Source organism: Ensifer adhaerens, from assembly GCF_000697965.2.
GTDB lineage: Bacteria > Pseudomonadota > Alphaproteobacteria > Rhizobiales > Rhizobiaceae > Ensifer > Ensifer adhaerens.
In genome coordinates this window covers 3,788,206-3,813,583 of record NZ_CP015880.1, presented here as the reverse complement: position 1 = coordinate 3,813,583, position 25,378 = coordinate 3,788,206, and the positions used below count along the sequence as shown (strand labels likewise).

The 25,378-nt window shown below is 63.6% G+C and carries 26 protein-coding genes; 11 read left to right on the top strand and 15 right to left on the bottom strand.

Features of this window, described 5'->3' with window-relative positions; genetic code table 11:
- The first annotated feature begins 63 nt into the window (after window positions 1-63).
- Entirely contained in the window at window positions 64-1,194 is a 1,131-nt protein-coding gene (gene dnaJ, locus FA04_RS18435; RefSeq protein WP_034804924.1) for a molecular chaperone DnaJ, read from the top strand.
- A gap of 63 nt (window positions 1,195-1,257) precedes the next feature.
- Here the strand turns inward: dnaJ and FA04_RS18430 are convergent, their stop codons facing one another.
- From FA04_RS18430 to FA04_RS18420, 3 genes are all read right to left on the bottom strand, one after another.
- Window positions 1,258-2,151, bottom strand: a complete 894-nt coding sequence (locus FA04_RS18430) for a DUF2182 domain-containing protein (RefSeq protein ID WP_090426699.1) — start codon at window positions 2,149-2,151, stop codon at window positions 1,258-1,260.
- Window positions 2,152-2,156: 5 nt separating this feature from the next.
- Window positions 2,157-2,792: a DUF1326 domain-containing protein gene (locus FA04_RS18425; RefSeq protein ID WP_034804927.1), complete on the bottom strand. Its 636-nt coding sequence runs from the start codon at window positions 2,790-2,792 to the stop codon at window positions 2,157-2,159.
- 203 nt (window positions 2,793-2,995) lie between these two features.
- Window positions 2,996-3,745, bottom strand: coding sequence for an SDR family oxidoreductase (locus tag FA04_RS18420; protein WP_034805296.1), 750 nt, complete (start codon window positions 3,743-3,745; stop codon window positions 2,996-2,998).
- 133 nt (window positions 3,746-3,878) lie between these two features.
- Between FA04_RS18420 and FA04_RS18415 the strand changes: the two genes are divergently transcribed.
- Window positions 3,879-4,778, top strand: coding sequence for a LysR family transcriptional regulator (locus FA04_RS18415; protein ID WP_034804929.1), 900 nt, complete (start codon window positions 3,879-3,881; stop codon window positions 4,776-4,778).
- A 140-nt stretch (window positions 4,779-4,918) separates the two neighbouring features.
- Window positions 4,919-6,307, top strand: a complete 1,389-nt coding sequence (locus FA04_RS18410) for a serine hydrolase (protein ID WP_034804931.1) — start codon at window positions 4,919-4,921, stop codon at window positions 6,305-6,307.
- Window positions 6,308-6,355: 48 nt separating this feature from the next.
- Here the strand turns inward: FA04_RS18410 and FA04_RS18405 are convergent, their stop codons facing one another.
- Window positions 6,356-7,360 (bottom strand): inorganic phosphate transporter, encoded by a 1,005-nt coding sequence (locus FA04_RS18405; protein ID WP_034804933.1) that lies wholly within the window; start codon window positions 7,358-7,360, stop codon window positions 6,356-6,358.
- Window positions 7,360-8,004: a DUF47 domain-containing protein gene (locus tag FA04_RS18400; RefSeq protein WP_034805298.1), complete on the bottom strand. Its 645-nt coding sequence runs from the start codon at window positions 8,002-8,004 to the stop codon at window positions 7,360-7,362. The genes FA04_RS18405 and FA04_RS18400 overlap by 1 nt, the downstream gene beginning before the upstream one ends.
- A gap of 203 nt (window positions 8,005-8,207) precedes the next feature.
- On the opposite strand from FA04_RS18400, the gene recF reads away from it, so the two are divergent.
- Genes recF through FA04_RS18385 form a run of 3 tightly spaced genes read left to right on the top strand, consistent with a single transcriptional unit; the run spans window position 8,208 to window position 10,599 of the window.
- Window positions 8,208-9,332, top strand: a complete 1,125-nt coding sequence (gene recF / locus FA04_RS18395; protein ID WP_034805301.1) for a DNA replication/repair protein RecF — start codon at window positions 8,208-8,210, stop codon at window positions 9,330-9,332.
- Window positions 9,333-9,359: 27 nt separating this feature from the next.
- Complete coding sequence (locus FA04_RS18390; RefSeq protein ID WP_034804936.1) at window positions 9,360-10,121, top strand: molybdopterin-synthase adenylyltransferase MoeB; 762 nt, start codon at window positions 9,360-9,362, stop codon at window positions 10,119-10,121.
- A gap of 10 nt (window positions 10,122-10,131) precedes the next feature.
- Window positions 10,132-10,599 (top strand): GNAT family N-acetyltransferase, encoded by a 468-nt coding sequence (locus FA04_RS18385; RefSeq protein WP_034805304.1) that lies wholly within the window; start codon window positions 10,132-10,134, stop codon window positions 10,597-10,599.
- Between the two features lie 61 nt (window positions 10,600-10,660).
- On the opposite strand, the gene FA04_RS18380 is transcribed toward FA04_RS18385, so the two are convergent.
- Window positions 10,661-11,665 carry a 2-hydroxyacid dehydrogenase gene (locus FA04_RS18380; RefSeq protein ID WP_034804939.1) on the bottom strand — a complete coding sequence of 335 codons (1,005 nt, stop codon included), beginning with the start codon at window positions 11,663-11,665 and terminating at the stop codon, window positions 10,661-10,663.
- Between the two features lie 182 nt (window positions 11,666-11,847).
- Here FA04_RS18380 and FA04_RS18375 point away from each other — a divergent pair, with 182 nt between their 5' ends.
- Window positions 11,848-12,399, top strand: a complete 552-nt coding sequence (locus tag FA04_RS18375; protein WP_034804952.1) for an SH3 domain-containing protein — start codon at window positions 11,848-11,850, stop codon at window positions 12,397-12,399.
- A gap of 39 nt (window positions 12,400-12,438) precedes the next feature.
- On the opposite strand, the gene FA04_RS18370 is transcribed toward FA04_RS18375, so the two are convergent.
- Window positions 12,439-13,431 (bottom strand): adenosine kinase, encoded by a 993-nt coding sequence (locus FA04_RS18370; RefSeq protein ID WP_034804955.1) that lies wholly within the window; start codon window positions 13,429-13,431, stop codon window positions 12,439-12,441.
- Window positions 13,432-13,518: 87 nt separating this feature from the next.
- Window positions 13,519-13,947 carry a VOC family protein gene (locus tag FA04_RS18365; RefSeq protein ID WP_034804958.1) on the bottom strand — a complete coding sequence of 143 codons (429 nt, stop codon included), beginning with the start codon at window positions 13,945-13,947 and terminating at the stop codon, window positions 13,519-13,521.
- Window positions 13,948-14,015: 68 nt separating this feature from the next.
- Here FA04_RS18365 and FA04_RS18360 point away from each other — a divergent pair, with 68 nt between their 5' ends.
- A complete protein-coding gene (locus tag FA04_RS18360) occupies window positions 14,016-14,609 on the top strand; it encodes a TetR/AcrR family transcriptional regulator (protein WP_034804961.1) in 594 nt (197 codons plus the stop codon).
- 22 nt (window positions 14,610-14,631) lie between these two features.
- On the opposite strand, the gene nth is transcribed toward FA04_RS18360, so the two are convergent.
- The gene (gene nth / locus FA04_RS18355; protein ID WP_034805307.1) at window positions 14,632-15,402 is read right to left on the bottom strand and encodes an endonuclease III; all 771 of its coding nucleotides are present in this window, start codon (window positions 15,400-15,402) and stop codon (window positions 14,632-14,634) included.
- A 22-nt stretch (window positions 15,403-15,424) separates the two neighbouring features.
- Between nth and FA04_RS18350 the strand changes: the two genes are divergently transcribed.
- Window positions 15,425-15,922, top strand: coding sequence for a DUF2244 domain-containing protein (locus tag FA04_RS18350; protein ID WP_034804964.1), 498 nt, complete (start codon window positions 15,425-15,427; stop codon window positions 15,920-15,922).
- Window positions 15,923-16,025: 103 nt separating this feature from the next.
- Window positions 16,026-16,913 (top strand): methylated-DNA--[protein]-cysteine S-methyltransferase, encoded by an 888-nt coding sequence (locus tag FA04_RS18345; protein ID WP_034804968.1) that lies wholly within the window; start codon window positions 16,026-16,028, stop codon window positions 16,911-16,913.
- 77 nt (window positions 16,914-16,990) lie between these two features.
- On the opposite strand, the gene FA04_RS18340 is transcribed toward FA04_RS18345, so the two are convergent.
- The 6 genes from FA04_RS18340 to mepA form a co-directional block, all read right to left on the bottom strand.
- Entirely contained in the window at window positions 16,991-17,626 is a 636-nt protein-coding gene (locus FA04_RS18340) for a 2,3-bisphosphoglycerate-dependent phosphoglycerate mutase (RefSeq protein WP_034804979.1), read from the bottom strand.
- 34 nt (window positions 17,627-17,660) lie between these two features.
- On the bottom strand, window positions 17,661-18,479 hold the full coding sequence (gene dapB / locus FA04_RS18335; protein WP_034804982.1) for a 4-hydroxy-tetrahydrodipicolinate reductase: 819 nt from the start codon (window positions 18,477-18,479) through the stop codon (window positions 17,661-17,663).
- A gap of 21 nt (window positions 18,480-18,500) precedes the next feature.
- Window positions 18,501-20,336 carry an ABC transporter ATP-binding protein gene (locus tag FA04_RS18330; RefSeq protein WP_051659689.1) on the bottom strand — a complete coding sequence of 612 codons (1,836 nt, stop codon included), beginning with the start codon at window positions 20,334-20,336 and terminating at the stop codon, window positions 18,501-18,503.
- Window positions 20,337-20,448: 112 nt separating this feature from the next.
- Complete coding sequence (locus tag FA04_RS18325) at window positions 20,449-21,468, bottom strand: glucokinase (RefSeq protein WP_034804985.1); 1,020 nt, start codon at window positions 21,466-21,468, stop codon at window positions 20,449-20,451.
- A 113-nt stretch (window positions 21,469-21,581) separates the two neighbouring features.
- Complete coding sequence (locus FA04_RS18320) at window positions 21,582-21,962, bottom strand: methylglyoxal synthase (RefSeq protein ID WP_034805003.1); 381 nt, start codon at window positions 21,960-21,962, stop codon at window positions 21,582-21,584.
- Between the two features lie 105 nt (window positions 21,963-22,067).
- A complete protein-coding gene (mepA, locus tag FA04_RS18315; protein WP_034805006.1) occupies window positions 22,068-23,120 on the bottom strand; it encodes a penicillin-insensitive murein endopeptidase in 1,053 nt (350 codons plus the stop codon).
- 231 nt (window positions 23,121-23,351) lie between these two features.
- Here mepA and FA04_RS18310 point away from each other — a divergent pair, with 231 nt between their 5' ends.
- Window positions 23,352-25,211, top strand: a complete 1,860-nt coding sequence (locus tag FA04_RS18310; protein WP_034805009.1) for an extracellular solute-binding protein — start codon at window positions 23,352-23,354, stop codon at window positions 25,209-25,211.
- The last annotated feature ends 167 nt before the right edge of the window (window positions 25,212-25,378 follow it).

The following is a 25,378-nucleotide window of genomic DNA, read 5'->3' as shown; positions in this document are numbered from 1 at the left end:
GCAAGGTAAACGGGCAGCCGCCGAGCCATCGCGCTGGCTTGCCAACAGGATAATCTTCTACGAATGAAACGTGATCTCTACGAAACGCTTGGTGTTGCCAAGAACGCCGACGAAAAGGAGCTGAAGAGCGCCTTCCGCAAGCTCGCGATGAAGTATCATCCGGACAAGAACCCCGGCGACGCGGCAGCGGAGAAGACCTTCAAGGAAATCAACGAAGCCTACGAGATGCTCAAGGACCCGCAGAAGCGGGCGGCCTATGACCGCTACGGTCATGCGGCTTTCGAGCAGGGCGGCATGGGCAACGGATTCGGCGGCGGTGGCGCCGGCGGTTTCTCCGACATCTTCGAAGACATCTTCGGCGAGATGATGGGCGGCGGGCGCCAGCGGCGCTCATCGGGCGGCCGCGAGCGCGGCGCCGATCTTCGCTACAACATGGAGATCTCGCTCGAGGAAGCCTTCGGCGGCAAAACGGCGCAGATCCGCGTTCCGACCTCGATTACCTGCGACGTCTGCACCGGCTCCGGCGCCAAGCCGGGCACCAGCCCCAAGACCTGCGGCACCTGCCACGGCTCCGGCCGCGTGCGCGCCGCTCAAGGCTTCTTCTCGATCGAACGCACCTGCCCCACCTGCGGCGGGCGCGGTCAGACGATCACCGACCCCTGCGGCAAGTGCCACGGCCAGGGCCGGGTCACCGAAGAGCGCACCCTCTCGGTCAACATTCCGGCCGGCATCGAGGACGGCACGCGCATCCGCCTTTCGGGCGAGGGCGAAGCCGGGCTTCGCGGCGGACCGTCGGGCGACCTCTACATCTTCCTTTCGGTCAGGCCGCATGAGTTCTACCAGCGCGACGGCGCCGATCTCTATTGCAGCGTGCCGATCTCGATGACGACGGCTGCTCTTGGCGGCAAGTTCGACGTGACGACACTCGACGGCACCAAGTCGCGCGTCACGGTTCCCGAGGGCACCCAGGCCGGCAAGCAGTTCCGCTTGAAGGGCAAGGGCATGCCGGTGCTGCGCTCGGCGCAATCGGGCGACCTCTACATCCAGATCCAGATCGAAACGCCGCAGAAGCTGACCAAGCGCCAGCGCGAACTGCTGCAGGAATTCGAGGAGATCTCCTCCAAGGACAACAATCCGGAATCGACCGGCTTCTTTGCCCGGATGAAGGATTTCTTCGATACGCTGAGCGACTAAGGCTTCAAGCCCGACGACTTCTGCAGTGCCGCGCGCCGGAAACGGTTGCGCGGCGCTTCTATTTCAGAGCAGGGCCATGAGCTGCCACAGCCCGGCCAAAACGAGCGCTACCCCAGCGATGCGAGACAGGATCCTGCCGCCGGGCACGACCTTCTCCGCCAGAACGAAGATGGCGATCGCGGCGATCCACAGCACGTTCATCACCCCGCCGACGAACAGCAGCGCCATCAGCGCCCAGCAGCAGCCGACGCAATAGAGCCCGTGCCGCACACCGAGGCCGAAGGCACCGCCCGCTTCCCGACGAAAGCCGCCGTGGGACTGGATGAAAAGCAGCGGCGCCTGGCATTGGCTGAGACAGCGATCCTTGAGCGGCGTGAACTGGAACAGGCCGACAGCAATCAGCACGATGCCGCTGAGGACCGCACTGGCGCTTGCAAGCGCCGGCGTGAGCAACAGGGCGCGATCGAGCAGCCATTGCCCGAGAACGGCGACGAGCGCGAACAGGATCCAGGCCGACAGATAGCCGGCGGCAAAGAAACCGGTGGCGGCAAAGGGCTTGCCCTGTTGGGCGGCCTTGCGGCCGACACGGGCATAGAGCAGGATCATCGGCGTCGCCGACGGCACCATCATGCCGACCATCATTACGGCCCACATGACGAGGGCATAGGCGAAGGTCGTGGCGGACCAGGGAGCGGCAACCGCGCCCGCCATCGATGCCATGGCGCCCTGCTGTGCCCCCATGGTCATGGGCTTGTCCGCCGGCATGTCCATGGGCATATCCATGTCCATGCCGGAGCCCATATCCATGCTGGCTGAAGGAGCCGGGGGACGAGCCATGTCCATGGCCGACGCCAGCCACAGGATGTAGAGCCAGCTGATCGCCGTCAGGGTGACCAGCGCCGCCACGACGATGACGCGGTCACGTCTAAGCAGGGTTTCGAGCGCCGTGTCTCCCATCGGCGTCAGTGGATCACGCCGCTTTCGGTCAAATGCATCCGGGCGAAATGGGCATGCGAATCCGCAAGCGCCAAAGTCAGCGGCCCTTTCGTATCGGCCCATCCGCGCCCGACTTCGCAAATGTCGTATTCGAAGCCATGGGGGAGATTGATGCGCGCCTGATGGGCGGCGCCGGTCACGGGATTGAGGATCGGCTCGCCGCGTGCGGCGATCCAGCCCGGCACGTTCAGCCGCGCCGTTCGGGCGCCAACATCAACCTCGAAATCGATCTCGGCAAAGACCGGATCGTGCATGGTTTCGAAGGTGGTTGCGAAGACCTGGAAGAAGGTCGCGCCGGGTTCCGTATCCTCGCCACTCATAATGCGCAGCAGCGCGCCGCGCTGTTCGTCCGATGCGCGGCTGTCGACGATCGGCACCACCTGCCCCCTGCCCTCATGGATCGCGCCCGGCCACGCGGCGATCAGGCCGCCGCGAAGCCCATCGAGCCGCGTGTCGCCGTGATAGCCTTCCTCGATCTCGAAGGCGCCGACAGCGCTGCAATGGCCTTGGGTCGGCAGAGCGTTGAACTGGCAGGGGCAGCCATAGGCGCAATTGCAATGAATGAACTCACGCCCCTTCATCATCCATCTGACACTCGTCATCGTCTCCTCCTGAGATCTGATCGGTGTTCGTCTCGCGGTTCCCCGCAAACGGATGCCTTTTATTAGAACGGAAAAATATACTCTTCTCCGCCGCCGATGCCAACGGCAGGCGATAGGCAGAGGCGGGAACACGACAGCGCCGCGGGTCGGTCGGACCCGCGGCGCTTGGGTGATCAGGTTTCGAGCTCCTTATCGGTGCCGTCCTAAAGCGTCGCCATGCCGCCATCGACGATCAGTTCGGCACCGACGGTAAAGGTGGCTTCGTCCGAAGCGAGGAAGACCACGGCCTTGGCGATCTCGCTCGCATCGCCGAAACGGCCAAGCGGGATCTGCGCGGCGATCGCATCGACCACTTGCTTGTTTTGTTCGGGCGTCGGGGCGTGGCCGTCATGGAGCGGCGTGCGGATTGGGCCGGGGCTGACGGCATTGACCCGGATGCCGCGGCCGATGAGTTCGCCGGAGAGCGTGCGGGCCAGCGACAGCAGGCCCGCCTTGGTCAACGCATAGACGCTGGAGGTCGGCATGCCGATATGGGCGTTGATCGAGGTGTTGAGCACGACCGAGGCGCGCTTGGAGAACACGGGCAGCAGTGCCTGGATCAGGAAGTACGGGCCCTTGACGTTGATGGCGATCGACCGGTCGAAGCTCGCCTCGTCCCACTCTTCGATCGGCTGCAGCTTGGCGATGCCGGCATTGATGAACAGGATGTCGAGCGTGCCGAAGGCGGCACGGATCTTTTCGGCAACGGCCGCCTGGCCGGCGACATTGCCGGCATCGGCCTCGATGATGAGCGCAGCCTCGCCAAGGACGGATCGGGCTTCGGCGATGTTCTTCGGATTGGTGCCGGTGACGGCAACGCGTGCGCCTTCGGCAATGAACTGGCGGGCGGTTTCGAGACCGATGCCGCTGGTGCCGCCGGTGATGAGTGCCGTCTTGTTCTCCAAACGTGACATGATGAAATCCTCTTGCTGGGTTGAGAAGGAGGCCGGTTCAATTGGCCGTCCTTCGATGCCCACAGATATGGCGGAAAACGGTCGTTCGGATTAGTCTCCCAATCGTGGAACTCGAATTCGGAAAAGCCGAACGATGATGAAGATCGAAGGAATAGCTGCCTTTGTCGCCGTGGCCGAAGCCGGCTCGATCAGCGAGGCGGCACGTCGCCTGCGGCTGTCGAAATCCGTCGTCAGCGAAAGAGTGGCAGAACTGGAGCGCGGGCTCAACGCCACGCTTCTCCACCGCACCACACGCAAGCTGACGCTCACCGAGGATGGCATCGCGTTTCGCGAGCGCGCCATCCGGATTGTCAGCGAAGTGCAGGCGGCCGCCAGCGATCTTGCCGAACGCCGCGGGCTGCTGACGGGACCGCTTCGGATCGCGGCCCCCGTCAGCTTCGGCCGAAGGCATCTCGGCCCGGCGCTCTATCCGTTCCTGGCCCAACACCCGGAGATCGAGCTGACGCTTGACCTCGACGACCGACGGGTCGATGCCGCCTCCGAAGGCTACGACGCGATCGTGCGCCATGGCGCGATCGCCGACTCGCGGCTGGTCGTGTGGAAACTTGCGAGAAGCCGGCGCCTGCTGGTCGCCGCGCCCGACTATCTCGACCGGCACGGCACGCCCGCGTCGCTCGCCGAACTCGAGGGCCATCGCGGCATCTTCTACACCAACCGGGGTGCTGCCGACTGGCGCTTCGAAGGACCTGGCGGTGCGACAGTCGTACGGGCGCGCCTGGCGCTTGGCATGAACAATGGCGACATGTTGCACGATGCCGCCGTCGCCGGGCTCGGCATCGCGCTGTTGCCCGCCTTCATCGCCGGTCCGGCCGTGCGCGAGGGGCAACTGAACGAGATCGACGTCGGGCTCAGCCCGGAGCCGGAGTTCATCTACATGGCGCATCCAGAGGGCCGGCGCGCCTCCACCAAGCTCAGAGCCATCGCCCAGCACCTGAAGGAAGCCTTCGGCGATCCGCCCTATTGGGATCCGTGACGGCTCCGCAATCCCGGCACAATCGTTGCGGGCGACGGTATCGCGCCGATCGCCGATCAAGTCTTGACCAAGGCTTGACCGAAACCGGCTGGCATCATCAGCGCATCCCCTGACAACCGAAAATTGGATTCCTATCTTTCATGCGGAACCGCTTTCTGAACTGGATCGTCCTCATGGCGCTTGGCACCAACGCTCACGCAAGTCCGCTTCCCGCTCCCACCGACGCAGAAATTCAGGAGATCCTGGCCGACCGGATCGACAAGCAGCAGCAGTCGATCGGCATCGTCGTCGGTATCATCGATGCCAATGGCCGGCGCATCATCGCCCACGGCCATCCGGCCAAAGGTGACCCGCGCCCCGTCGACGGGCAGACCGTGTTCGAGATCGGCTCGGTCACCAAGGTCTTTACCGCGCTGCTGCTGGCCGATGCGATGGAGAAAGGCACACTCAGCCTCAGCACACCCGTCGCCACGCTTCTTCCCGAGAGCGTGATCATGCCCGAGAACAAGCAGACGCCGATCACGCTCGGCGACCTCGCAACGCACATGTCCGGCCTGCCGCGATTGCCCAGCAATCTGGTGCCGGCCGACATGAGCAATCCCTATGCCGGCTACGACGCGGCGAAGCTCTATGCTTTCCTCTCCAGTCACAAGCCGCAGCGCCGCCCCGGCGTCGAGCATGAATACTCCAATCTCGGCGCCGGGCTTCTCGGCCACGCGATCGCCTTGAAGGCCGGGGTCTCCTATGAAGACCTCGTCATCAGCCGTATCGCCGTTCCCCTCGGCATGAAGGACACGGCGATCACGCAGCAGCCCGATTGGGCGGAACGCCGGGCAACGGGCCACGATGCGGCCATGGAGCCGGTGAGCGATTGGGATCTCGACGCGCTGCAGGGTGCAGGCGCCCTGCGCTCGACCGTGGACGATCTCCTGCTTTTCCTTGAGGCGGCCATGGGAAAGACGGCATCGCCGCTCGCTCCCGCCTTCAGCGCGCTGCTGTCGACCCGACAACCGCTCGGCAACGGCGATCGCGACCAGCAGGCGCTCGGCTGGGTCGTCTCTGGCAAGGGCGACGAGCAGTTCATCTGGCACAATGGGGGAACCGGCGGCTATAGATCCTTCGTCGGCTACCGTCCGTCGACGGGTGTCGGCGTCGTCGCTCTCTCCAACGCGTCGACCGAGGTCGGCGTCGACGACATCGGCCGCCATCTGCTCAATCGCAACGCGCCGCTTGCGCCGCCGATCGTCGAGCGTACGGCCATAGTGATCGACCCGGCGCGCTATGATGTCTATGTCGGCACCTACAGGCTGGCGCCCGACTTCGAACTCACGATCTTTCAGGATGGCGATAGCCTGTTTGCCCAGGCGACCGGGCAGGACCGGCTCGAAATCCTTCCGGAGGCCGAGCACCGCTTCTTTACGAAGCTCATCGATGCCCAGATCAGCTTCACGCTCAAAGGCGACCGAGCCGAAAGCCTGACCTTGCACCAGGGTGGGCAGAGCAGCCCTGCGCCTCGGGTCTCGAAATGACGGGCGCCTCCCGCCTCGTAAGCAGGCGGGAGACGATTTCCAGATCGATCAGAACAGCAGATCGATGGTGAAGTAGGCGAGCGCCGAAATCGCCGCTGCGGCGGGCATGGTGATGAACCAGGCAATGACGATATTGCCGGCAAGCCCCCAGCGCACGGCCGAAACGCGACGCGCAGCACCAACGCCGATGATCGCTCCGGTGATGGTGTGCGTCGTCGAGACCGGGATGCCGAGCCAGGTGGCGGCAAAAAGCGTGATCGCTCCGCCGGTCTCGGCGCAGAAGCCCTGCATCGGATTGAGCCTGGTAATCTTCGAGCCCATGGTGTGGACGATGCGCCAACCGCCGAACAGCGTGCCGAGCGCGATCGCCGCCTGGCAGGTGATCACCACCCAGAACGGCACATAGAACTCCGAGCCGAGATAGCCTTGCGAGTAGAGCAGCACCGCGATGATGCCCATGGTCTTCTGCGCGTCGTTGCCGCCATGGCCGAGCGAATAGAGCGAGGCCGAGACGAACTGCATGACGCGGAAGGTGCGGTCGACGGCAAAGGGCGTCTGGCGCACGAAGATCCAGGAAACGATCAGCACCAGCATGAGCGCCAGGAAAAAGCCGATCGCCGGCGACATGAAGATCGCGCCGACGGTCTTCAGGAGGCCGGTCCAGACGATCGAACTGAAACCGGTGCTCGCAAGACCGGCACCGACGAGGCCGCCGATCAGCGCGTGCGACGAACTCGACGGGATGCCGAAGAGCCAGGTGACGATGTTCCAGACGATTGCGCCGATCAGCGCCGAGAAGATCACCAGCGGCGTGACGATGCCGGGATCGATGATGCCCTTGCCCAGCGTCTCGGCCACGTGCAGGCCGAAGAACAGGAAGGCGATGAAGTTGAAAAAGGCCGCCCACATGACCGCGTACTGCGGTCTCAGCACCCGTGTCGAGACGATCGTCGCGATCGAGTTGGCGGCGTCGTGCAGACCGTTCAGGAAGTCGAAGAACAGCGCGATGCCGATCAGCCCGACGAGCAACGGAAAGGCGAGCGTCGCATCCATCAGACGTTCTCGATCACGATGCCGCTGATTTCATTGGCGACGTCCTCGAAGCGGTCGACGACCTTTTCGAGCTCGCCATAGATCTCGCTGCCGATGATGTAGGCCATCGGGTTGCTGGCGCCGTGGCGGCGGAACAGGTCCTTGAGGCCCTGTTCGTGCAGTTCGTCGGAGCGGCCCTCGATGCGGGTGACCTCTTCGGCGATCGCGATCAGGCGGTCGTGATTGGCGCCGATCCTATCGAGCAGCGGAATGGCCTCGGCGATCAGGTGCGCGGCCTTGACGACCGTGGTGCCCATTTCGCGCATGCCGGGATCGAAGCTCTTCTGTTCGTAAAGGCGGATCGTCTTGACGGTCTTGTGCATCATGTCGATGGCATCATCCATCGACTGGATTAGATCCTTGATGTCGCCGCGGTCGAAGGGCGTGATAAAGGACCGGCGCACGGCCAGCAGCACCTCGGCGGTGATGTGGTCCGCCTCATCCTCGAACGCGACGATCCGGTCGCAGTGTCTTTCCAGATCGTCGCCGCCAGCGAGAACCTTGTCGAGCGCATCGGCAGCACCGACGACGGTGCGCGAATGTTTTGCGAAGAGGTCGAAGAAGCGATCCTCGCGGGGAAGAAGTTTGCGGAACCAGGCCAGCATCACACGTATATCCATCTGTGGATTGTCATGCGGCTGTCATATTTCACTAGGTCCTTTATGAAAAGCACCGAATCAAAGGGGTTTGTCGCCTTTCCCCTGTCGATATCGGCCTATCTTGCACGATATGGCGACGCGCCCCATTTCGCCTTGCCTTGGCAGGCGCTTTCGTCCTAGCTGCGCCCAACGTCGAATCCGGACTGCCGATGCCAAACAAGGTCTTTCTCAACCGCCTGAAGCTTACGGAGTTCCGCAACTATGCGGCCCTCTCGCTTGAGCTCGATCAGCGCCATGTGGTGCTGACGGGGGAGAACGGCGCCGGCAAGACCAACCTCATGGAAGCCGTCTCTTTCCTTTCGCCCGGCCGCGGCCTCAGGCGCGCAGCCTATGCGGACGTGACCCGGGTCGGTGCCGGCGACGGGTTCTCGGTCTTTGCGGAAGTCGAGGGCATGGAGGGAACCGTCGAGATCGGCACCGGGACTGCCGGCGTCACGGAAGGGCAATCCCGGCGGCTGCGGCTGAATGGAACACCGGCAGCGACCGTCGACGAACTGACCGATCACCTGCGCGTCCTCTGGCTGACGCCATCGATGGATGGGCTCTTTACCGGGCCTTCGGCCGACCGGCGGCGTTTCCTCGATCGTCTTGTACTGTCGCTCGATCCGGAGCACGGCCGTCGCTCCAGCGAATTCGACCGGGCGATGCGCAGCCGCAACCGGCTGCTCGGTGAATTCCGCCCGGACCCTTCCTGGCTGACGGCGATCGAAAAGGAAATGGCCGGTCTCGGCGTCTCCATGGCGCTGGCGCGGCAGGAAATGCTCGGTCTGTTGACGGCGCTGGTCGAGCGCACTGTCGATGAAAGCGTCTTTCCCTCGGCGCGCCTGGCGTTGTCGGGCTTTCTCGACGACGAGGGCCATCGTCCGGCCTATGATCTGGAAGAACAATATCTGACGATGCTGCGTGATGGGCGTCCGCGCGACGCCGCGGCGGGGCGCACGCTCGACGGGCCGCACCGGAGCGACCTGCTCGTGCGTCACCGCGAGAAGGACATGGAGGCAGCACGCTGCTCGACCGGAGAGCAGAAGGCGCTGCTCGTCGGCCTGGTGCTGGCGCATGCGCGCCTCGTCGGCGACATGACCGGCCACGCGCCGATCCTGCTGCTCGACGAGATCGCCGCCCATCTCGACGTCAACCGGCGCGCCGCTCTGTTCGATCTCGTCGACGGCCTTGGCGGCCAGGCCTTCATGACCGGGACGGACCAAGCGATGTTCGAGGCGCTGGGCGAACGCGGCCGCTTTCTGACGGTTTCGCACGGCAGTGTTACGGGATAAGCAGAGGTCACCGAGGAGGATTTTGCCATGACCGGTGAGAACAAGCTCGACCAATCGGAGATCACCCGCTACGCCCGCCATATCGTGCTGCCGGAGATCGGGGGTGCCGGGCAACAAAGGCTGAAGGCGGCCCGTGTGCTGGTGATCGGGGCCGGCGGGCTCGGCGCTCCAGTGCTCGTCTATCTTGCCGCCGCCGGCATCGGCCGGATCGGCATCGTCGACGACGATGCGGTCGCGCTTTCCAACCTGCAGCGGCAGATCATCCACCGCACGGAAGACATCGACCGCGCCAAGGTCGAGCGGGCCGCCGAGGCGATCACCGCCCTCAACCCGCATGTCGGCGTCGACGAACACAGGCTCAGGCTCAACCCCGACAATGCCGAGGCGCTTTTCCGGCAATATGACCTGGTGATCGACGGCTCGGACAATTTCGATACGCGCTATCTCGCCGCCGATACGGCGGCAGCGGTCGGCATTCCGCTGGTGACCGGCGCCGTCGGCCGCTTCGACGGATCTCTGACGGTGCTGATGCCCTACAGCGCCGGCGCCGATGGACGGCCGAACCCCTCCTATCGCGATCTCTTTCCCGAGCCGCCGCCGGCCGGTGTCGTGCCCTCCTGCGCGGAGGCCGGCATCGTCGGCGCGCTGACTGGCGTCATCGGCACCTTGCAGGCGATGGAGGCAATCAAGGTGATCGCCGGCTTCGGCGAACCGCTGGTCGGACGGCTGCTGATGTATGACGCGCTGACGGCACAGTTCAACACCATCCGCTATCGCCGCAGAGCATAGGCCGACCATGGTGCAGATCTTTCGCATCGACGAAGCATTCGACCGCTACGAGGAACTGCTGGCGCTGATCCTTGGCGCCTTCTCCTACATGGACGGGCGGATCGACCCGCCGTCGTCGGCGCATGCGTTGAACATCGAGTTGCTCCGGCAGAAGATCGTTGACGAGATCGCCTTCGGCGTCCGCGACGGCGAAAGGCTCGTCGGCTGCATCTTCTGCAAACCGGAGGACGATTGTCTCTATATCGGCAAGCTTGCCGTCGCGCCTGAGACGCAAGGAAAGGGTATCGGTCGGCTGCTGCTCGCCGAAGCGGAGGCGACGGCGCGTGCGCTGAAGCTGCCGGCGCTGAGGCTTCTCACCCGCATCGAACTCATCGACAATCACCGCGCCTTTGCCGCCTGGGGCTTCGTCCAGAGCGACACGATGTGCCATCCCGGTTTTACCCGGCCGACGGCGATCGAGATGCGCAAGACACTTTAGCTTCCGGGCTTGAGCGAACCGGATGGACGACCGCACGACAAGGCCGTGCGGCGTTTCGCCATCAATCGCGGCCGGGAAGCACGCGGTCCGGTGGTCGGTGGCCATCGAAGAAGGTGCGGATGTTAATCACCACCTTCTCGCCCATGTCGATGCGACCCTCAAGCGTCGCCGAGCTCATATGCGGCAGGAGCACGACCTTGCCCTCACCGGCAAGCTTGATCAGCTTCGGATTGACGGCCGGCTCGTTCTCGAAGACGTCGAGGCCGGCGCCAGCGATCTTGCCTTCACGCAGCGACTTGATCAGCGCCGTCTCGTCGATGATGCCGCCGCGGGCGGTGTTGACGATGTAGCTGTCCGGTCGCATCAGCGCCAATCGCCGTGCCGAGAGCAGGTGGTAGGTCGCCGGCGTCGACGGGCAGTTGACCGAGACGATATCGACGCGGGCAAGCATCTGGTCGAGGCTGTCCCAATAGGTCGCCTCCAGCATCTCTTCGGTTTCCGCCTTCACCCGGTGGCGGTTGTGGTAGTGGATCGAAAGGCCGAAGGCCTTGGCGCGGCGGGCGACAGCGGTGCCGATCCGGCCCATGCCGACGATGCCGATGCGCTTGCCGGCAATGCGCCGGCCGAGCATCCAGGTCGGCGACCAGCCAGCCCATTCGCCCTTGCGATCGGTCAGGATCTGCGCACCTTCGGCAAGCCGGCGCGGCACGGCGAGGATCAGCGCCATCGCCATGTCCGCGGTGTCTTCGGTCAACACGTTCGGCGTGTTGGTCACGGTGATACCCTTGCGGGCCGCAGCATCGACATCGATGTTGTCGACGCCGTTGGAAAAGCTCGCGATCAGCTTCAGCTGCGGGCCGGCCTGCTCGATCAGCGCCGCATCGATGCGATCGGTCACCGTCGGCACCAGCACGTCGGCGCGTTTCACCGCGGCAACGAGTTCCGGCTGGCTGCGCGGCGTGTCGTCGATGTTCAGCTCCGCATCGAAGAGCTCGCGCATGCGCGTCTCCACGATGTCAGGCAATTTGCGGGTGATGTAGACCGTGGGCTTCTTCTTGCTTGTCATTGCTGCGACGGGCCTTGTTGACGGGTCCTTAACCAAGTTGGGCGATACTTTCTCCCTGTAGCCGCAATTTCTACCAGACCCCACCGGGAAGACAAACAAAACTCGCGTCGTCGTCCCCGCGATTTCCGCCCGACCCATGGGCCTCAAGTGAACTGCGCCTGCAAAAGCTAGTGCCACGGAAAATGGGCTTCGTCATGCGTCACGTCATTTCCAGATTCTCGCTCTCGTTGATCGCCGCCTGCCTTGGCGCCGCGATCATGACGTCAGCGGCTTACGCTCAGGCCGCCAAGGGCGCCAGCGGGCTGCCGCTGCCGCGCTTCGTCAGCCTGAAGTCCAAGAGCGTCAATCTGCGGATCGGCCCGAGCGTCGATTACGCGGTCGCCTTCCGCTACATGAAGCCGGGCGTGCCGGTCGAGATCATTCAGGAGTACGATAACTGGCGCCGCATCCGCGACGCCGACGGCACCGAGGGCTGGGTGAACCAGGCGCTGCTTTCCGGCGACCGCACAGCCGTTGCAGCCCCCTGGATGCGCGGCAAGGGCGAAGGCGTCTTCGTCAACATGCGCCGCGACGCGCAGGGCAATTCCCCGATCGTCGCCCGCATGGAGCCCGGTGTCATCGTGAAAGTCGGCGAGTGCAATGGCGACTGGTGCCATGCCGAAGCGCAAGGCGTCGAAGGCTGGATCGCCCAAGGCGAAATCTGGGGCGCCTATCCGGGCGAGGCCTTCAAGTAAGGCCGCGCCCGTCTTTAACCAAAAATCAATTCGGTCGGATCAGGCGAGACCAGCCTGTTTGGCGGCCGTTTCCAGCGAGACCATCGGCCGCGGCCCGATCTGGCCGATGACGATGCCGGCCGCGAGATTGCCGAGCTTGCTGCAGTCTTCGAGCGAGCGCCCGCTCGTGTAGCCGTGAAGGAAGCCGGCGGCATAGAGGTCGCCGGCGCCGGTCGTATCGACAACCTGGGCGATCGGCGTTGCGGTGACCCGAACGCGTTCGTCGCCGCGCACGACAACCGAACCCTCTTCGCTGAGCGTTACCGCCGCAAGCTTGCAATCCTTCGAGAGCTTCTCCAGCGCCAGATCGAAATCCTCGGTCTCGTAGAGCGCCAGCGCCTCCTGCTTGTTGGCAAAGACGATGTCGACCGTGCCGGAGCGCATGAGTTCCAGGAACTCGTCGCGATAGCGGTGAACGCAGAAGCTGTCCGACAGCGTGATCGCGGTCTCGCGGCCATTCGCGTGGGCGATCCGTGCGGTTTCGCGGATAGCATCCTTGGCGCGCGGCGGATCCCAGAGATAACCTTCGAAATAGGTGACCTTGGCCTCAGCGACGACGTCGGCTTCGACGTCCTCGGGGCCAAGCTCGACGCAGGCGCCGAGATAGGTATTCATCGACCGTTCGCCATCCTCGGTGACGAAGATCATCGAGCGCGCCGTCGGCGGCACGGTTTCGAGCGGCTTCGTCTGGAAATAGACGCCCTGGGCACGGATGTCGTGGGCGAAGATCTCGCCGAGCTGGTCGCTTGCGGTCTTGCCGAAATAGGCAGCGCGGCCGCCGAGGCTGGCAACGCCCGCAGCCGTATTGCCGGCGCTGCCGCCGGAGGCTTCGACCGCCGGGCCCATGCGCGAGTACAGCAACTCGGCTCGCTCGGCATCGATGAGGTTCATGGCGCCCTTTATGATGCCGTTTTCATTGAGAAAAGCATCGTCGCAGCGCGCGATGATATCAACGATGGCGTTGCCGATCGTCAGCACGTCGTATTTTGTCATGAACCTCGTCCGGTCTCCGTGATGGCCGGTGTTCGTTAATACCGGTTTTCCGGCCATTTGGAAGACAAAAGACGCGTGCAGGCGGCTTCACGCCGTAGGAAGCGCGCTTTCCTCATAGGCGGCGGCGAATTCGGCGCTCGGCGGAATGGGCTTGATGATATCGATCAGCACGCCATTCGGGTCGGCAGTGATGAAATGGCGCTGGCCGAAATCCTCGTCGCGCAAGGTTTTGAGGATCGGCAGGCCGGCAGCAAGCGCCTGCGCATAGATCGCATCCGGATTATCGACCTCGAAGTTCAAAAGCAGACCGCGCGTCGGCGCACGCGCCTCCTCGGGGATCGTCTCGTGGCGGTAATCGAGCACGGCCAACGTCACATGCTCGTCCTCGACCGATTGAAGATGCACATACCAGTCGCTGGTGAAGAGCGCCTGGAAACGGAAGTGATCGACATAGAAGGCGGCGGTGGCGGCAACGTCGGCCGTCATGATGACCGGGTAATAGCTCGTCGATTTCATGGCTTTTCCTCGCTCCGGCAATATCATACAATCTGTATGTTTCTTCAATTAACATACAGGCTGCATGTATGCAACAGGAAGTCTCCCGACGCTCCAATCGCGAGCGCTCCGACACGACGCGCGCCGCGATCCTCGATGCCGCCCGCGGCCTCTTCGTCACCAGGGGCTACGCCGACACCTCGACGCCGGACATCGTCGCGGCCGCCGGCCTGACCCGCGGCGCGCTCTATCACCACTTCGAAGACAAGAAGGCGTTGTTTCGCGCGGTGGCGGAACGGGAAGCAATTGCTGTGGCGACGTCGATCGAGCAGGCGACGTCAGGCGACCTTTCGGCCCGCCAGGCACTGAAGGTCGGCGCCCGCGCCTATTTCGACGCCATGCGCGAGCCGGGGCGTATCCGCCTGCTCTTGCTTGATGGACCTGCCGTCCTCGGTAAGCTGGAGATGATGGCGATCGACGCGGCCAACGCGCAGAGAACGCTCGAGGAAGGGATTGCCGAGGCAATGGCTCCGGCCACCGTTTCTGCCGAAAGGTTGTCGGCCATGGCTTCGCTGCTTTCAGCTGCCTTCGATCGCGCGGCGCTCGACATAGCCGATGGCGCGTCGAGCGAGGTCTATGCGGAAACGATCGGCACGCTGATCGACCGGATGGTGTCGCCGTAAGGATCAGCGTTTACGGCAGGCGTCAGCTTGCGGCGGAGATCATCTGCGGCGGCAATTCGACGAGCGACGCCGGGATGTCGCAGGTCTTTTCCGGCGACTTGCAGATATCGGCGATGACGCAGCGCTCGCACTCAGGCTTGCGCGCCTTGCAGCAGTAGCGCCCGTGCAAGATCAGCCAGTGATGGGCGTGGTAGAGATACTCGTCGGGGATGATCTTTATCAGCTTGTCTTCCACCTCGTCCGGGGTCTTGCCCGGCGCCAGACAGATCCTGTTGGCGATGCGCAGGATGTGGGTGTCGACGGCGATCGTCGACTGGCCGAAGGCCATGGAGAGCACGACATTGGCGGTCTTGCGCCCGACGCCCGGCAGAGTCACCAGCTCTTCGCGTGTGCGCGGCACCTCGCCGCCGAAGTCGCGGATCAGCTTTTCGCTCAGCGCGATGACGTTCTTCGCCTTGTTGCGATAGAGGCCGATGGTCTTGATGTAGTCCCGGACTTTTTCTTCGCCGAGCGCCAGCATCTTTTCCGGCGTATCGGCGATGGCAAAGAGCGCACGCGTCGCCTTGTTGACGCCGGCATCGGTCGCCTGCGCCGAGAGCGCCACGGCGACGACCAGCGTGAAGGGATTGACGTGCTCGAGCTCGCCCTTCGGCTCCGGCCGCTGGATCGAGAAGCGACGGAAGATCTCCTTGAGCTCGTCCTGGCTATAGAGGCTCTTCACCCGCGGCGTGGCGCGGCGGCTCGCCTTCGGTTTTGCAACACCCACGGGCAATTTTGGCTTCACGTTTTTCATGATGCATCTATAGTCAAAGGTCATGATCCATGGCAACGCCACCACCCCATCTGAGGACGCTCCGGTCTTCACCGCCGAGCTCACGCCCTATCGCTCGCTCGGGCGCCGCGGCTTCAAAATGTTCTTCCTGATCGCCGGGCTCCTGAGCCTCGTTCACGGCCTCGTCTTCCTCATCATCGGCGCCTGGCCGGTGGTGTTCTTTTTCGGGCTCGACTACCTGCTGCTGTTCGGCGCGTTCTGGCTGAACAATCGCTCGGGGCTCAGCCGCGAAGAGGTCCGCGTTAGCAGGACGGACGTTTCGGTGCGCAAGTTCACGCCCTCGGGCCAGATCAGCGAACATCGTTTCAATCCGTTCTGGGCGCGCTTGAATGTCGCCCGGCATCAGGAGATCGGCATCGTCTCGATGACGATCAGCGGCGGTGGCCGCCGAACCGATATCGGCTCGTTCCTCAACCGCGACGACCGCGAGACTTTTGCGCTGGCGCTCTCGGGCGCGCTTGCGACCGTTCGCCGCCGCTGACGCCTGGCGCTTGTGGCGGCACCCCGCCGATCGCATGTTTTCAAGTTTCGGGTGGTTGACGGGGCCAGCAAATGGTTACCTGTGACAAGACAGGAGAAGAGCCATGAACATTGCGACATCCGTACCCACCGATATCACGCCGAAAGGCACCGACTATGATACGGTCAGCCGCGTGATCGAAATGCTCACCGAGGACTATCGCGACCAGCCGTCGCTCGAATCCGTGGCACAGCGCCTGAAGCAGTCGCCGACGCAGCTCCAGAAGGTCTTCACCCGCTGGGCCGGGCTTTCGCCGAAGGCCTTCCTGCAGGCCGTCACGCTCGACCACGCCAAGCGCCTGCTGCGCCAGGAAGACATGCCGCTGCTGGAAACCAGCATCGAAGTGGGCCTGTCAGGACCGAGCCGGCTGCACGACCTGTTCGTCACCCACGAGGCGATGTCGCCGGGTGAATGGAAGGCGCGCGGCGAAGGGCTGACAATCCGCTTCGGCTATCACCCCTCGCCCTTCGGCACGGCGCTGGTGATGATCACCGAGCGCGGCCTCGCCGGCCTTGCCTTCAACGATGCCGGCGGCGAGCAGGCCAGCTTCGAGGACATGGCGCAACGCTGGCCGAACGCCCGCTACATCGAGGACAGCGCGGCGACGTCCCAATACGCCGCGCGCATCTTCGATCCTTCGCGCTGGCGGCAGGACGAGCCGCTGCGCATCTTCCTCATCGGCTCCGACTTCCAGATCCGGGTCTGGCAGGCGCTGCTCAAGATCCCGCTCGGCTGCGCCACCACCTATTCGAACATCGCCGGCAACATCGGCCAGCCGACGGCATCGCGCGCCGTGGGTGCTGCGGTCGGGCGCAACCCGATCTCGTTCGTGGTTCCGTGCCACCGCGCGCTTGGCAAAAGCGGCGATCTCACCGGCTATCACTGGGGGCTGACGCGCAAACGCGCCATCCTCGGCTGGGAAGCCGGCAAGGCGGCCGACGGCACGATCTGATTACAGGCTTCCCAGCATCATCACAGACGCAAAAAGGGGCGCCAAGCGCCCCTTTTTCATTCTCCGTCTGTCAGCGCTCAGTGGGCGCCGGACATGTCGCCGAGCACTTCCTTGGAAGCGACGGTCGAATTGGCGTTGAGCTTGTAGACCATCGGCACGCCGGTCGCGAGGTTGAGCTTCAGGATCTGTTCCTTGCTCAGGCGATCGAGCACCATGACCAGCGAGCGCAGCGAGTTGCCGTGTGCAGCGACCAGGACCTTCTGGCCCGACAGCACGCGCGGCAGGATCTCGGTCAGGTAATAGGGCCAGACGCGTGCGCCGGTGTCGCGCAGGCTCTCGCCGCCCGGAGGCGGAATGTCGTAGGAGCGGCGCCAGATATGCACCTGCTCTTCGCCCCACTTCTCGCGGGCGTCATCCTTGTTAAGGCCCGACAGGTCGCCGTAGTCGCGTTCGTTCAGCGCCTGGTCGCGGATCGTTTCGAGCGAGGACTGGCCGACGGCGTCGAGCACGAACTGGCAGGTGCGCTGGGCGCGAACGAGGTCCGAAGTGAACGCGATGTCGAACTTGATGCCGTAGTCGGCAAGCGCCTTGCCGCCGGCCTTGGCTTCCTCGACGCCGAGTTCCGTCAGGTCCGGATCACGCCAGCCGGTGAACAGGTTCTTCAGGTTCCAGTCGCTCTGGCCATGCCGGACGAGGACGAGAGTACCGCTCATGTCGAATTCCCCTTGAGACTTGAGAGTGGAAAGGTCAGTTGAGCCCGAGAACGTCGAGCATCGAATAGAAGCCGGGTTTCTGGCCGCGGGCCCAGAGTGCAGCGGTGACGGCGCCGCGCGCGAAGATCGAACGGTCCGTGGCGCTGTGCGAGAGCGTCACCTGCTCGCCTTCGCCGGCAAGAATGACCGAGTGTTCGCCGATGACCGAGCCGCCGCGCAGCGTCGCAAAACCGATCGTGCCAGCCGGACGCGGACCCGTATGACCGTCACGCACGCGCACGGAGTGGTCGGCAAGGGCGATATCGCGCCCCTTCGCCGCCGCAGCGCCGAGAAGCAGGGCCGTGCCCGAGGGCGCATCTACCTTGTGCTTGTGGTGCATTTCGAGGATTTCGATGTCCCAGTCGGCCGAACCCAGCGCCCGCGCCGCCTTCTCCGTCAACACACCGAGCAGGTTGACGCCGAGGCTCATATTGCCCGACTTGACGATACGAGCGTGGCGGGCGGCAGCGCGGATTTTCGCCTCGTCGTCGGACGAGCAGCCGGTGGTGCCGATCACATGGACGATGCGGGCCTGGGCGGCGAGCCCGGCAAACTCGACGGTGCCAGCCGGCGCCGTGAAATCAAGGACGCCTTCTGCTTCGACGAAGGCTTCGAGCGGCTGGTCGGTCACCGGCACGCCGATCGGGCCGAGGCCGGAGAGCTCGCCCGCATCGCGGCCAATGAAGGGGGAACCCGGGCGCTCGATGGCCGCATGCAGGCGAACGCCATCCATCGCGTGAACCGTCCTGATCAGCGTCTGACCCATACGGCCGGCCGCACCCACCACCACGAGCTTCATATCGTTTGCGCCCATCGGTGATTTCCTTCTTGTCCGCTAGTGAATTTCGGCGTCGGCCGGCGCTTCGGGCGCCTCGCCTTCAGGCGACTGCTCTTCCGAAGACTGGCCCTGGAGATTGTGGAGGCGAGCGTAGAGACCGTCCGGCCGCCGTGCAAGATCGACATGGGTGCCTTCCTCGACGACGGAGCCATCCTTCATGACGATGATCTTGTCGGCGTTGACGACGGTCGAAAGTCGATGTGCGATCACGATCACCGTGCGGCCATCCATCGCGTGGTCGAGCGCCTTCTGCACGGCGGCTTCCGATTCGGTATCCAGCGCGGAGGTAGCCTCGTCGAGCAGAAGGATCGGGGCGTTGCGCACAAGCGCACGTGCGATCGACAGACGTTGGCGCTGGCCGCCCGACAGCGTCATGCCGTTCTCGCCGACCGGCGTATCGTAGCCCTGCGGCTGCGCAAGGATGAACTCATGGGCGTAGGCAAGCCGTGCGGCGTCCTCCACCTCGGCATCCGTCGCGTCGATGCGGCCGTAGCGGATGTTGTCGCGGATCGAGCCTTCGAAGAGATAGGGCTGCTGCGACACATAGGCGATGCCCTGGCGCAGCGACTGCTTGGTGACGTCGGCGATGTCCTGCCCGTCGATAAGGATCTGGCCGGATGCCGGATCGTAGAACCGTGGAATGAGGCTGATGACCGTCGACTTGCCGGCACCCGAGGGGCCGACCAGCGCGGTCGTCTTGCCGCCCTCGGCCACGAAGCTGACGCCCTTCAGCACCTCGTCGCCATTGGGATAGCGGAAGCGCACGTCACGCAGTTCGACAGCGGCATTCGTAAACGCCAGTTCCTTGGCATCGGCCTTGTCGCGCTGGTGCGGCACGGTGTCGAGGATCTCGTAGACCATGCGGGCGTTGACGGCGGCGCGTTCGAGCGAGACCTGAAGACGCGCCAGGCGGCGGGCCGGATCATAGGCCATGAGCAGGGCGACGACGAAGGCGAAGAAGGCACCGGGCGGCACGTCGGCGTAGATGGCGCGGAAAGCCGAATAGGCAAGCACGGCCGAAATCGCCAGACCCGCGAAGGTTTCGGTCATCGGCGCGGTACGCTCGCTCAGCCGCGCAATGCGGTTGGCGCGGTTTTCGGCCCGGTCGATGATCGTCTCGACTTTGCCACGCAGCTCGCCTTCCATGGTGAAGGCCTTGACGATGGTGATGCCCTGAATGGTCTCCTGCATCGCGCCGAGAACACGGCTGTTGACCTCGATCGCCTCGCGCGTGGCCGAGCGCAAGCGCTTGGACACATAGCGCAGGCCCAGGAGCAGAGGAGGCGCTGCGACAAAGACGATGATCGACAGCAACCAGTCCTTGGCAAACATGACGCCGACCAGGCCGATCAGCGTCAGCAGGTCGCGCGCGATTGAGGTAACGGTCAGATTGAGCACGTCGCGAATGCCGCTGACATTCTGGCTGATCTGGGCTGCAAGCTGCGCCGAGCGGGTCTCGTTGAAATAGCCGACGCTGAGCGCCATCAGATGGGCATAAAGGCGGCGCTGGTAGCGCGCGACGATGTTGTTGCCGATCTTCGAAAGCGCGACGGCCTGGCCATAGGTGGCAAAGCCGCGCAGCACGAAGGCGGCAAGGATTGCGCCGCAGACGAGCAGAACGATGTCCGCCCGCTTGTTGGCGAAGGCCTCGTTGATCACGGTTTCCATGATCGAGGCGGTAAAGCCGGTCGTCGCGGCGACCACGGCCAGGCAACTGATGGCGAAAACATAGCCGCGAATGTGGTCACGACCGTTTTCGGCAATCACCCGCTTGAGGATTCCGCTGATCGTATCGGAGTCGACCGCGTGCTGTTTTTTCTTGCTGGCGCTCAAAAAGCCCGTCTTCCCTGGAACCAATCTGGAGAGCCGGCATCCGGCCCGATCTTTCCCGGCGCTCTATAGTGGTTTGATATCGCTTTGGCGAGTCATTGCGCGCGCAGCGGGCTCAGCTTCTCCAGCGGCGTCCTTCCGTTGCCACACCGAAATCCCTCGGTGTGCGGGCAAAGGCCGCCAATCCCGAGAGTGCCGCCATCGGGTGAATGACGGCAAAGGTGGGGATCGTCCGCATCAGCGCCGAGTGCGGCGCCTTGTCCTCGAAGGCAGCACGGAAGGGCGACTTCAAGAGCGCCGGCAGGATCTTCTGCGAGATGCCGCCCGCCAGGAAAACGCCGCCACGGGCCATGAAGATCAGAGCCATGTCGCCGGCGACCCGCCCGAGATAGGTCGAAAACAGCGAGATGGTCTCGATCGCCGCCCTGTCGCTCTCAGCCAGCGCGTGCGTCGTTACTTCCGCGGGGTCCGTCAGAACCGGGTCAACGCCATCGGCGGCGCAGACGGCGCGGTAAAGGTTCATGATGCCGCGGCCGCAGAGGATCTGCTCGCCGGCCATGCGGCCTTCGATCGGCTCGAGAAAGGGCCAGATCTGGAAGTCGCGCTCAGTGCGCGGACCGATATCGACATGTCCGCCTTCGCCCGGCACCGGGAACCAGGTGTGCTGGGCAAAGACCAGACCGCCGACGCCAAGGCCAGTTCCCGGACCCAGCACGACGCGGGAGGTCATCGGCCGAATGCTGCCGCCGCCGATCTGCACCAGATCCTCATCCGCCGGAGCGGCGACGGCAAGCGCCTGCGCCTCGAAGTCGTTGATGATGAGCACGTCTTCGAGGCCGAGGCTCGAAAGCATGTCCTTCGGCCGGATCACCCAGCCGGCGTTGGTCAACGGAATTTCGTCGCCCCGAATCGGACCAGCGACCGCCAGGATCGCCGAGCGCGGCTGCACGGAGGTCTTGTCGAGAATGCTCTTCTGCAGCGCCTCCTCGATCGTCTCGAAATCACCGGTCTTGATCGGCGGCAGCTGCTTCGGGTCGGCAAAAGCGTCGATGAGCAGGGCGAAGCGCGCATTGGTGCCGCCGATGTCGCCGATCAGGATCGGAAAGGGAAAGCTGTGTTCACTGGTACCGGACATCGCAAAGATCCATCCTGATCGTCATCTTGGGTTGCTGAACTGTCTATCAGACAGAACGGGATGAGGAAAAGTGCGGGAGGATTTCAGTAGAATCCGCCCGCCGGGAGCCCGCATCATCTGGGGTTCAGGTCGATCAACTGCTCGGCCGTTGCACGATTGAGCGCCATCGGAATGTCGTAGACGATGGCGAGGCGCATCAGCGCCTTGACGTCGACATCGTGCGGCATAGCGGTCAGCGGATCGACGAAGAAGATCAACAGTTGCACTTCGCCGGTGGCGATCATCGCGCCGATCTGCTGGTCACCGCCGAGGGGGCCGCTTTTCAGCCGGGTGATATCGAGGCTTGGGCAGACGTCGAGGACGCGACCGCCGGTCGTGCCGGTGGCGACGATCCGCCAGTCAGCCAGAACCGTCTCGTGCGCCTTGGCAAAGTCCGCAAGATCGTCCTTCTTCTGATCATGCGCGATCAGCGCAACACATTTTCGATCCGCCATGCCGGGCCTCGCATCAATATTTAAATCGATTTGATTGCCCTATACATGAGCGCCACGGGAATGGGAAGGCTGATGCCTCCCCGCCCCACTCGTGTGTCCTTAATCCTACTGCAGCGTCGGACGCGCCATTGGTACGGGGATATCGGCCGGCGGGACATCACCGGACGCACCGATCACCTGCTCGATACTATCGTTCGCTGCGGCCGGCGCGGCAGCCCGGTAGGCCGTGCCAAAAGTGGCGGCCGCTTCTGAGGCCGGCGCCGGGCCGTTCAGGACCAGAGCGCAGGCCTTCGGCAAGTCGGCAAGCGTCGTCACCTTCGGCTTGACGGGCTTTGCGTCCGGCTTCTTGGTCGGCTTCGCCCATGGCTCGTCGGTGAACCACCAGGCCAGCGACTTGTCGCAGCCGTCGCCCGCCGGCACTTCCGCCTGGTCCTTGCAGGTCGAAGCGCCGGCGGGGCACTTGATGCGGATGTGGAAGTGATAATCGTGGCCGTAGATCGGCCGGACCTTGCCAAGATTGGTGCGGTCGCCCGTCCAGGTATCGCAAAGCTTCTTCTTGATCGCCGGATTGACGAAGACGCGCTCCACCTGCGGGTAGCTCGCCGCCAACATGATCAGCTGCGCGTGCTTCGGCGTCCAGATCGAACGGTCGACCGTCAGGAATTTGTTCTTCTGCAACATCGAGGTGGCGGAGATGTCCTCGCGCTCGCGATAGGTAAGCGTGCGTTGCGGCATCGGCGTCAGCCAGATATCGGCATCGAGCCCGATCTGGTGCGAGGCGTGGCCCGACAGCATCGGCCCGCCGCGTGGCTGCGAGATATCGCCGAGCAACAGGCCCGGCCAGCCGACCTTGTCGGCGGCGTCGTGGGAAAACTGCTCGATCAGCGCGATCATCTGCGGATGGCCCCAGCGGCGGTTGCGCGACAGCCGCATTGCCTGCCAGGTCGGCCCGTCGGTCGGGATGGCGACACCGCCGGCTAGGCATCCCTTCGCATAGAAGCCGTAGGAATTTGCCGCCATCTCGGCAGGCAGGGCCTTGGCGCCGAAAAGCGCCTTGGCCGGCGTTTCGTCCGCCGCGGCGTTGTCGGCGATCAGGAGGCTTGTTCCGAGCAGCAGCGCAAGAAACGCCGAGCCGCAACGTCGAAATGGAGCAATCATTGAATTTCGTCCCGTTTGTCTCGCGGCGAGCGGCGCCGATGTGCGGCATGCCTCTCCGGCGAACCCCGATCCTAAGGCCCCGTCTTTGCCTCAGCCTTACGCGTTACACGCTTGTGAATCACCGGGATGTGACTCAAAAATTTGGCCTGATTTGCGGCAGTGCCTGTCATTTGCCCTGATTTCGCCTATGCTCTCGCAAAAGAAGATTGAAATATAAGGGGTACCGGCTGGATGCCAAACTTCTGCAGGACCGTGAAACCTGGCCTCGCTGCCTCGCTACTGACAGCGGCGTTTCTTCTCCTCCCTCCTGCAGGCAATGCCCAAGAACAGCCCGTCTGGCGCTACGGAACATCGTCAATCGGTGAACTGAAATACAAGCCCGATTTTGCGCGCTTCGACTACGTCAATCCTGACGCTCCCAAGGGTGGAGAGCTGCGCCTGTCGGAGAGCGGTACATTCGATACCTTCAATCCAATTCTCTCCAAGGGCGAGGCGGCGAGCGGCGTAACCTCGCTCGTCTTCGATACGTTGATGAAATCGGCCGAGGACGAGATCACAACCGCCTATGGGCTGCTGGCCGAGGGCGTTTCCTATCCCGACGATATTTCCTCCGCGACGTTTCGCCTGCGCGCCGAGGCCAAGTGGGCTGACGGAAAGCCTGTGACGCCGGAGGACGTGGTTTTTTCGTTCGAAAAAGTGAAGGAACACAATCCGCTTCTGTCCAACTACTACCGCCACGTGGTTTCGGCGGAAAAGACTGGCGACCGCGACGTCACCTTCCGCTTCGACGAGAAGAACAACCACGAAATGCCGAACATCCTCGGCCAGTTCCCCATCGTGCCGAAACACTGGTGGGAAGGCGAGGACGAGAAGGGCAACAAGCGCGACATCAGCCGCACGACGCTGGAGCCGGTGATGGGCTCAGGCCCCTACAAGATTGCGTCGTTCCAGGCCGGCGGCTCGATCCGCTTCGAACGCAGGGACGACTATTGGGGCAAGAGCCTCAACGTCAATGTCGGGCAATATAATTTCGGCGTGATCAGCTATGCCTTCTTCAGCGACAGGAACGTGCAGTTCGAAGCCTTCCGCGCCGGCAACGTCGATTTCTACCAGGACAACAGCGCCAGTCACTGGGCGACCGCCTATGACTTTCCGGCGATGAAGGATGGCCGTGTGGTCCGCGAGGAGATCGAGAATCCGCTGCGCGCAGCCGGCATCATGCAAGCCTTCGTGCCGAACATGCGCCGCGACAAATTCAAGGATCAGCGCGTGCGCGAGGCGCTGAACTACGCCTTCGACTTCGAGGACCTGAACCGCAACCTCGCCTACAACGCCTTCCAGCGTGTCGACAGCTATTTCTGGGGCACCGAGCTTGCCTCCAAGGCTTTGCCGGAAGGACGCGAGAAGGCCATTCTGGAGGAACTGAAGGACAAGGTTCCTCCAGAAGTCTTCACCGTGCCCTACGCGAACCCGGTCAACGGCGACCCGCAGAAGGTGCGCGACAACCTGCGCAAGGCGCTGGCGCTGTTCAAGGAGGCGGGCTACGAACTCAAGGGCAACCGCCTGGTCAACGTAAAGAGCGGCGAGCCCTTCAGCTTCGAATTACTCTTGGCCAACCCGTCGTTCGAGCGCACCGTCACGCCGTTCATCAACAGCGTGAAGAAGATCGGCATCGATGCGCGCATCCGGACCGTCGACGATTCGCAATACACCAACCGCGTCCGAAGCTTCGACTATGACATGATCTACGGCATATGGGCGCAAACACTGGTACCCGGCAACGAGCAGATCGACTACTGGGGTTCGGCTTCGGTCAATCAGCAGGGATCGCGAAACTATGCCGGCATATCCGATCCGGCGATCGACGAACTCATCCGCAGGATCATCTTCGCGCCCAACCGCGACGAACTGGTGGCAACAACACGGGCCCTCGATCGCGTTCTTCTCGCCCATCACTTCGTGGTTCCGCTGTTCTACTCGCGCTCGGTTCGCGTGGCTTACTGGAACCAGCTCGCCCGTCCGCAGGAACTGCCCTACTACGGAATAGGCTTTCCGGACGCGTGGTGGTCGAAAAACGCCTCCCCCAAATGAAGTCCTTGCACTCGAATGGCGTCTCGATTCCAAATGCAAAAAAACGAATCACTGAAACAAGCCCCGATCCGGGCCTGACAGCCGCAAGGAGACACAGGGATTGAGACACCATAGACGGCTTGCCGACGCTTCGCCGGTCCGGGCCACCGCCCACACGTCGATCGAAA

What these genes read in the sequence shown, in the direction of transcription:
- FA04_RS18390 (WP_034804936.1), top strand. Translation starts at nt 9,360, where the DNA reads ATGACCGGTGAGAACAAGCTCGACCAATCGGAGATCACCCGCTACGCC.
- FA04_RS18430 (WP_090426699.1), bottom strand. Translation starts at nt 2,151, where the DNA reads ATGGGAGACACGGCGCTCGAAACCCTGCTTAGACGTGACCGCGTCATC.
- FA04_RS18425 (WP_034804927.1), bottom strand. Translation starts at nt 2,792, where the DNA reads ATGACGAGTGTCAGATGGATGATGAAGGGGCGTGAGTTCATTCATTGC.
- dnaJ (WP_034804924.1), top strand. Translation starts at nt 64, where the DNA reads ATGAAACGTGATCTCTACGAAACGCTTGGTGTTGCCAAGAACGCCGAC.
- FA04_RS18420 (WP_034805296.1), bottom strand. Translation starts at nt 3,745, where the DNA reads ATGTCACGTTTGGAGAACAAGACGGCACTCATCACCGGCGGCACCAGC.
- FA04_RS18340 (WP_034804979.1), bottom strand. Translation starts at nt 17,626, where the DNA reads ATGAGCGGTACTCTCGTCCTCGTCCGGCATGGCCAGAGCGACTGGAAC.
- FA04_RS18410 (WP_034804931.1), top strand. Translation starts at nt 4,919, where the DNA reads ATGCGGAACCGCTTTCTGAACTGGATCGTCCTCATGGCGCTTGGCACC.
- recF (WP_034805301.1), top strand. Translation starts at nt 8,208, where the DNA reads ATGCCAAACAAGGTCTTTCTCAACCGCCTGAAGCTTACGGAGTTCCGC.
- FA04_RS18400 (WP_034805298.1), bottom strand. Translation starts at nt 8,004, where the DNA reads ATGCTGGCCTGGTTCCGCAAACTTCTTCCCCGCGAGGATCGCTTCTTC.
- FA04_RS18380 (WP_034804939.1), bottom strand. Translation starts at nt 11,665, where the DNA reads ATGACAAGCAAGAAGAAGCCCACGGTCTACATCACCCGCAAATTGCCT.
- FA04_RS18350 (WP_034804964.1), top strand. Translation starts at nt 15,425, where the DNA reads ATGATCCATGGCAACGCCACCACCCCATCTGAGGACGCTCCGGTCTTC.
- mepA (WP_034805006.1), bottom strand. Translation starts at nt 23,120, where the DNA reads ATGATTGCTCCATTTCGACGTTGCGGCTCGGCGTTTCTTGCGCTGCTG.
- FA04_RS18310 (WP_034805009.1), top strand. Translation starts at nt 23,352, where the DNA reads ATGCCAAACTTCTGCAGGACCGTGAAACCTGGCCTCGCTGCCTCGCTA.
- FA04_RS18345 (WP_034804968.1), top strand. Translation starts at nt 16,026, where the DNA reads ATGAACATTGCGACATCCGTACCCACCGATATCACGCCGAAAGGCACC.
- nth (WP_034805307.1), bottom strand. Translation starts at nt 15,402, where the DNA reads ATGAAAAACGTGAAGCCAAAATTGCCCGTGGGTGTTGCAAAACCGAAG.
- FA04_RS18405 (WP_034804933.1), bottom strand. Translation starts at nt 7,360, where the DNA reads ATGGATGCGACGCTCGCCTTTCCGTTGCTCGTCGGGCTGATCGGCATC.
- FA04_RS18320 (WP_034805003.1), bottom strand. Translation starts at nt 21,962, where the DNA reads ATGGCGGATCGAAAATGTGTTGCGCTGATCGCGCATGATCAGAAGAAG.
- dapB (WP_034804982.1), bottom strand. Translation starts at nt 18,479, where the DNA reads ATGGGCGCAAACGATATGAAGCTCGTGGTGGTGGGTGCGGCCGGCCGT.
- FA04_RS18365 (WP_034804958.1), bottom strand. Translation starts at nt 13,947, where the DNA reads ATGAAATCGACGAGCTATTACCCGGTCATCATGACGGCCGACGTTGCC.
- FA04_RS18375 (WP_034804952.1), top strand. Translation starts at nt 11,848, where the DNA reads ATGGGCTTCGTCATGCGTCACGTCATTTCCAGATTCTCGCTCTCGTTG.
- FA04_RS18415 (WP_034804929.1), top strand. Translation starts at nt 3,879, where the DNA reads ATGATGAAGATCGAAGGAATAGCTGCCTTTGTCGCCGTGGCCGAAGCC.
- FA04_RS18370 (WP_034804955.1), bottom strand. Translation starts at nt 13,431, where the DNA reads ATGACAAAATACGACGTGCTGACGATCGGCAACGCCATCGTTGATATC.
- FA04_RS18360 (WP_034804961.1), top strand. Translation starts at nt 14,016, where the DNA reads ATGCAACAGGAAGTCTCCCGACGCTCCAATCGCGAGCGCTCCGACACG.
- FA04_RS18325 (WP_034804985.1), bottom strand. Translation starts at nt 21,468, where the DNA reads ATGTCCGGTACCAGTGAACACAGCTTTCCCTTTCCGATCCTGATCGGC.